The sequence below is a fragment of the uncultured Acetatifactor sp. genome, from assembly GCF_948601915.1.
Lineage (GTDB): Bacteria > Bacillota > Clostridia > Lachnospirales > Lachnospiraceae > Acetatifactor.
Genome location: NZ_CAPDXS010000205.1, coordinates 1 through 7,161 on the forward strand (window position 1 = coordinate 1; position 7,161 = coordinate 7,161).

At 56.6% G+C, this 7,161-nt stretch carries 5 protein-coding genes; all 5 read left to right on the forward strand.

All coding sequences use genetic code 11. From position 1 onward, the window contains the following. Positions 1-1,353: 1,353 nt before the first annotated feature. Positions 1,354-3,942, forward strand: a complete 2,589-nt coding sequence (clpB, locus tag Q2B33_RS22450) for an ATP-dependent chaperone ClpB (RefSeq protein WP_300565228.1) — start codon at positions 1,354-1,356, stop codon at positions 3,940-3,942. A 258-nt stretch (positions 3,943-4,200) separates the two neighbouring features. Further along, the gene (gene rpmE / locus Q2B33_RS22455; protein ID WP_251209293.1) at positions 4,201-4,401 is read left to right on the forward strand and encodes a 50S ribosomal protein L31; all 201 of its coding nucleotides are present in this window, start codon (positions 4,201-4,203) and stop codon (positions 4,399-4,401) included. A gap of 145 nt (positions 4,402-4,546) precedes the next feature. Then, on the forward strand, positions 4,547-5,515 hold the full coding sequence (locus tag Q2B33_RS22460; RefSeq protein WP_300565226.1) for a DUF1385 domain-containing protein: 969 nt from the start codon (positions 4,547-4,549) through the stop codon (positions 5,513-5,515). A 3-nt stretch (positions 5,516-5,518) separates the two neighbouring features. After that, entirely contained in the window at positions 5,519-6,442 is a 924-nt protein-coding gene (locus Q2B33_RS22465) for a HemK/PrmC family methyltransferase (protein WP_300565224.1), read from the forward strand. Between the two features lie 137 nt (positions 6,443-6,579). Then, positions 6,580-7,161, forward strand: a 582-nt coding sequence (locus Q2B33_RS22470) for a PCRF domain-containing protein (RefSeq protein ID WP_300914265.1), incomplete at its 3' end; no start/stop codon positions are given.

A 7,161-nucleotide genomic window follows, 5' to 3' on the forward strand; every position in this document is an offset into this window, starting at 1 on the left:
GAGATCTACACTCTTTCCCTACACGACGCTCTTCCGATCTATCCGCGACCAGCGCGGTGTCCATTCCGGTCTGATGGTCTGATTCATATGCATCCAGCATCGTCCGAATCTGTACCGCTGAAAACCCCATGCTTACGTCAAAATCCGCAGCGATGTTCCATGGACTGTTGTATTGATGGTCAGAAGACGGACGTATTTTCAATTTCAGGTTTTTGATGTCGTAGACGCCTGCGAGAATGACGGAATGAAAAATTGGCCGTCTGTCCCTTGCGAGATAGTATCCCCGAAGCTGTGCGAGAAAGTCGATAAATACCTGATTGTTGGATGCGCTGTCCGCTTCATCGATAATCAGGACGATTGGTTTGCTGGCCGTTCTGCATATTCTGCTGAAACAGCGGAACATTTCATCCAGCGATGGTCTTTCCTGGCCGCATAGCGCAGTCAGCCTAAGATAGTTTTCGTTTTCAGACAGAGCCGCCAGATTGTCCCCATCCCAGACCAGCTCTTCAAGATATTTTATGAAAGATACCACAAAGGTCGGCTCATCGGCAAAGCTGGCGGTACTCATCAGCTGAAAGTCCATGGAGATTACGGCGTAGTCGTCCTTCAAATAGTCCGCAAGGGCAATCAGGGTCGTTGTCTTGCCGTACTGTCTGCCCCTATTGATTACAAAGTATTTGCCACGGCTTATATAGAATTCCCTGATGGTCTCAAGCCTGTCCGCTAGCGGAACCATATAATGGATACTGGGCTTGCAGCAGCCTTCCGTATTAAAATATCGCGATGTCTGCATATCGATTTCCTTTCCCTGTCTTCCCGTTCGTTTCCTGTTCCATGCCATGCCTTCTTTTCTCGGTAGGCGGATGGGGAACAGTCTGTTGCCCCGTGCGCCTGTCAATATCAATCGTCAACGGATACCTTCAGGCAAAACGCCCGGATTCAGCCCCTTCTTGGGACGGTTGCTACATGACGGGGGATTTGCCCCGCTGTCCTGAAAAAACAGATTTTTTGAAGTGGTCTTATCTTAACATAAATAGAATAGGATTGCAACGCATAAAGTCAAAATTTATCATTGGTTTTGCTGCGATTTTACATGAATCAGCAGGATAAACTTTCATACTTACAAAAATGTTGCGGAACAGAAATTTAGTGCTAGGAATGCGGACGCTTTAAGTATATGATAGAATCAAATGGATATAAAATATTTTATTATGGTTTTATGCTTTGTTTATTGACTTTGGAAAAAATAGTGTTATATTAGTTATAGAACAGATAAAGGAATCAAATGGACACCAGAGCGCTGCATATGGGGCTATCCTGCGCTGACACGGTGCTTTTGAGAGGGAGGCAGACATGAACATACAGAAATTTACCCAGAAATCCATGCAGGCCGTGGAAGGCTGCGAGAAATTGGCTTATGAGTACGGGAACCAGGAAATCGAACAGGAGCATCTGCTCTACAGCCTGCTGAAGGTGGAGGACAGCCTGATTCTGAAGCTGATAGAGAAGATGGAGATCCAGAAGGAGCACTTCGTGGACCGGGTGGAGAAGGCGATCGCGAAGCGCACCAAGGTCCAGGGCGGCAAGGTATATGTGGGGGCAGACCTGAACAAGGTGCTGGTAAACGCCGAGGACGAGGCGAAGCAGCTGGGAGACGAGTATGTGTCCGTGGAGCACCTCTTCCTGGCCATGATCAAGAACCCCAACCGGGAGATCGCCCAGATCTGGAAGGAGTACGGCATCACCAGGGAGCGCTTCCTCCAGGCTCTGTCCACCGTCCGGGGGAACCAGCGGGTCACCAGCGACAACCCTGAGGCCACCTATGACACCCTGGAGAAATACGGCCAGGAACTGGTGGAGAAGGCCAGGAACCAGAAGCTTGACCCTGTCATCGGCAGGGACACGGAGATCCGCAATGTCATCCGCATCCTGTCCCGGAAGACCAAGAACAACCCTGTGCTGATCGGCGAGCCCGGCGTGGGCAAGACCGCAGTGGTGGAGGGCCTGGCCCAGAGAATCGTCCGGGGGGACGTGCCCCAGGGCCTGAAGGACAAGAAGATATTCGCCCTGGACATGGGCGCATTGGTGGCCGGGGCAAAGTACCGGGGCGAGTTCGAGGAGCGGCTGAAGGCGGTGCTGGAGGACGTGAAGAACAGCGACGGCCAGATCATCCTCTTCATCGACGAGCTGCACACCATCGTGGGCGCGGGCAAGACCGACGGGGCTTTGGATGCCGGGAACATGCTGAAGCCCATGCTGGCCAGGGGAGAGCTGCACTGCATCGGCGCGACTACACTGGACGAATACAGGCAGTATATCGAAAAGGACGCGGCACTGGAGCGGCGGTTCCAGCCCGTGATGGTGGAGGAGCCCACGGTGGAGGACACCATCTCCATCCTCCGGGGCATCAAGGAGCGCTACGAGGTGTACCACGGCGTGAAGATCATGGACAACGCCCTGGTCAGCGCCGCCGTGCTCTCCAACCGCTACATCTCCGACAGGTTCCTGCCCGACAAGGCCATCGACCTGGTGGACGAGGCCTGCGCCCTGATCAAGACGGAACTGGACAGCATGCCCACGGAGCTGGACGAGCTGCAGCGCAAGATCATGCAGATGGAGATCGAGGAGGCGGCCCTGAAGAAGGAGGACGACCGCCTGAGTAAAGAGCGCCTGGCGGATCTCCAGAAGGAGCTGGCGGAGGAGAAGGAGAGCTTCGCCTCCAGGAAAGCCCAGTGGGACAATGAGAAGACCTCCGTGGAGAAACTGTCGAAATTACGTGAAGAGATAGACGCCGTGAACAGCGAGATCCAAATCGCCCAGATGGAGGGCAACCTGGAGAAGGCGGCGGAGCTGAGCTACGGAAAGCTGCCTGCTTTAAAGAAGCAGCTGGAGCAGGAGGAGCAGACCGGGGCCGCGGAGCGCTCTCTGGTTCGGGAGAAGGTATCCGAGGACGAGATTGCCAGAATCATCTCCCGCTGGACGGGGATTCCCGTCACCAAGCTGACCGAGAGTGAGCGGAACAAAACGCTGCACCTGGACGAAGAGCTCCACAGGCGGGTCATCGGCCAGGACGAGGGCGTCACCAAGGTGACGGAGGCCATCATCCGCTCCAAGGCGGGCATCAAGGACCCCTCCAAGCCCATCGGCTCCTTCCTGTTCCTGGGGCCTACCGGCGTGGGCAAGACGGAGCTGGCCAAGTCCCTGGCAGCCAGCCTCTTTGACGACGAGAACAACATGGTGCGCATCGATATGAGCGAATACATGGAGAAATACTCCGTGTCCAGGCTGATCGGAGCGCCTCCTGGATATGTGGGATACGAGGAGGGCGGCCAGTTGACCGAGGCGGTCAGGAGGAAGCCCTACAGCGTGGTGCTCTTTGACGAAATCGAGAAGGCCCATCCGGATGTGTTCAACGTGCTGCTCCAGGTCCTGGACGACGGCCGCATCACGGACTCCCAGGGCCGGACGGTGGACTTCAAGAACACTATCCTGATCATGACCTCCAACATCGGCGCGAATTACCTCCTGGAGGGCATCCGGCCCGACGGCCAGATAGACGAGAAGGCCGAGGAGCTGGTGATGAACGACCTGCGCAGCCATTTCAGGCCGGAGTTCCTGAACCGCCTGGACGAGACCATCCTGTTCAAGCCGCTGACCCGCGAGAACATCGGCGGCATCGTGGAATTGATCGTCGCCGACCTGAACCGGCGTCTGGCGGACAGGGACTTAAGCCTGGAGCTGACGGAGGAAGCGGAGCGGTTCATCGTGGACAATGCCTATGACCCGGTGTACGGCGCAAGGCCCCTGAAGCGGTATATCCAGAAGCATGTGGAGACCCTGACGGCCAGATTGATTTTGTCGGACGGCGTGGGAAGCGGCGACACGGTGGTGATATCGGTGGAGGACGGAAGATTGAAGGCTTCCGTAAAATATACTGCTTAACGATTTCGCTTGCCGTGAAACCAGACTGCATGATGCTGACTGGTTCAATCGCATGATTGCAGTGGGCAGTATTCAGCGCTATGCAGTATAAACAGGAAAAATGAAAAAGAAACAAATTTATTTAAAATAGGACTTGCAAGTCCATGGCCCTTATGCTACAATGATATCGCTGTTTGTGGTTCCATAAGCAGTGCGGATGTGAACGTCAAATATTATGGGTTTCGCAGCTGCGAAGATATCATAGAAGAGGTGAACGAGATGAAGGAAGGAATCCATCCTAAGTACTATCAGGCAACCGTGACATGTAACTGCGGCAATACTTTCGTGACCGGCTCTACAAAGCCTGAGATTCACGTAGAAGTATGCTCCAAATGCCATCCCTTCTACACTGGCCAGCAGAAGATGACCAGGGCTGACGGGCGTATTGAGAAGTTCAATCGGAAATACGGCGTGAAATAAGGTCATGGGAATCGCAGGAAAGGTTGAGGTGTGCTTGCATCTCAACCTTTTTTACAATGACATTCAGGGCAGCTTTAGCGGACGGCTTTTTTGAGAAGGGCCATAGCTAAAGCTATTTGAGATGGAAATATCGGAGGATAAGAGTATGGCAAAGAAGGGCCGTTATTCCGGCATCGGCGGGCAGGCCGTGCTGGAGGGCATCATGATGAAGAACAAGGAGAAGTACGCGGTGGCCGTCAGGCGTCCCGACGGGGGCATCTCCGTGGAGGTGGACAACCACAGGGGCATCCTGCCCGGCAGCAAGGTGAAGGAGATTCCTTTCGTCAGGGGCATCTTCAATTTCATCGATTCCCTGGTGCTGGGCATGAAGTGCCTGAACTTCTCGGCCTCCTTCTATGAGGAGGAGCCGGGCGGGGAAGAAGGGGATTCCGGGCAGCAGAAGCCGAAGAACGAGACAGGGGAGAAGCTGATGTCGGCTCTGGTCACCTGCTTCGCGGTGGTGCTGGCCCTGGGCATTTTCGTGGTGCTGCCCTATTACCTGACATCCCTGCTGAAAAACTCCCTGCGCAACCAGTCCCTGATGGCCATCATCGAGGGCGTGGTGCGCATCCTGATTTTCATCCTGTATATCTGGGGCATCAGCCTGATGAAAGATATCCGCAGGCTGTACCGCTATCACGGCGCGGAGCATAAGTGCATCAACTGCATCGAGAGGGGAAGGCCTCTGACGCCGTCCAATGTGATGCGCAGTTCCAGGCTCCATAAGAGATGCGGGACCAGCTTCATCTTTTTCGTATTTCTGGTGAGCATCGTGCTGTTCTTCTTCATCCGGGTGGAGAACCCGGTGGCCAGGGTGGCCATCAGGATTGCGCTGATGCCAGTGGTGGCCGGGATTTCCTATGAGATCATCCGGCTGGCGGGGCGAACCGACAATATTTTCATACAGATTCTGTCCGCGCCGGGCATGGCCATCCAGCGGATGACCACCAAGGAGCCGGACGAGAGCATGGTGGAGGTGGCGATTGCCGCAGTGGAGGCGGTGTTTGACTGGAAGCAGTATCTGAGGGACAATTTCGGATATGAGGCGGAGGATCTGGAGACAGGGGAAGGCTGACATATGACGTATGGGGAACTGTACCGCCGGGGAAGGGATGCGCTGGAAGCGGCGGGAGTCCCGGAGGCGGAGCTGGATGCCAGGCTGCTCCTGGAGTGGGTCTGCGGTACGGACCGAAGCGACCTGCTGGCCCACGGGGACAGAGAGCGGAGCGCCGGGGAGCAGGAGGAATATGAAAGGCTGATTGCCGGGCGGAAGGGGAGAATCCCCCTCCAGCATCTCACAGGGGTGCAGGCTTTCATGGGGCTGGAATTCGCCGTGGACGGGCATGTGCTGGTTCCCAGGCAGGATACGGAAGTCCTGGTGGAGGAGGCGCTGCGCAACCTCCACGACGGCATGCGGATACTGGATATGTGCACGGGATCCGGCTGCATCCTGATAAGCCTCCTGCACTATTCCAACGACTGCCGGGGGGTGGGAGCGGACATCTCCGGGGAGGCCCTGGCCGTGGCCAGAGGGAACGCGGAAAGGCTGCTGGGGGCCTCGGCCTGCGCCTGGATGCGGGACGGGACGGAGGTCCTGGACGGCTGTGGGGCGGATCTTGCATGTGCGGAGGACAGGCAGGGGAGGATTTCGTTCATAGAGAGCGACCTCTTCCACGGCATAGAAGGGAGATTCGACATCATCGTGTCCAATCCGCCCTATATCCGGAGCGGGGAGATTCCTGGCCTGATGCCGGAGGTACGGGAGCACGAGCCTGTGCTGGCCCTGGACGGCGGGGAGGACGGGCTTGCCTTCTACCGCAGGATACTGGAGGGCTGCAGGGCGCATCTTTGCGGCGGCGGGATGCTTTTCCTGGAAATCGGATACGACCAGGGGGAGGCTGTCAGCGGGCTCCTGGAGGAAGCGGGATTCCTGGAGGTGGCCGTGGTAAAGGATTATGCCGGACTGGACAGGGTGGTCTGGGGGACGCTTGGATTCGGCTGAGCGGCGGACACCGTGGGTATCCGGGGGGAATGACAGGCTCGGGATGACGGGACAGGCGCCGGGCAGACAGGAAAAGGCCCGCGGTCTGGCAGAGTGAGAGGATGAAGAGCCGTCTCGGCGGCAGAATGAGAGGAGATATGTTCGATAAATTAGAGGATTTGCTGATTCGGTTCGAGGAGATTCTGAGCGAGCTCCACGAGCCTACCGTGACCGCCAACCAGGAGCGGTTCCGGAAGCTGATGAAGGAGCAGAGCGACCTGACGCCCATCGTGGACGCTTATACGGAATATAAGAAGTGCAGGCAGGAAATCGAGGACTCCCTTGAGCTGTTGGAGGGGGAGAGCGATGAAGACATGCGGGAGATGATCAAGGAGACCCTGGGCGAGAGCAGGAAGCGGGTGGAGGAGCTGGAGCAGGAGCTGAAGATCCTGCTGCTTCCCAAGGATCCGAATGATGACAAGAATGTAATCGTGGAAATCCGGGCAGGCGCGGGAGGGGACGAGGCGGCGCTGTTCGCGGCGGAGATCTATCGGATGTACGTGCACTACGCGGAGGGCCAGCGGTGGAAGGTGGAGACGCTGAACGTGGATGAAATCGGCATCGGCGGCATGAAAGAGGTGCAGTTCACGATCACCGGGCAGGGCGCCTACTCCAGGATGAAGTATGAGAGCGGCGTGCACCGGGTGCAGCGGGTGCCCGAGACGGAGAGCGGCGGGCGG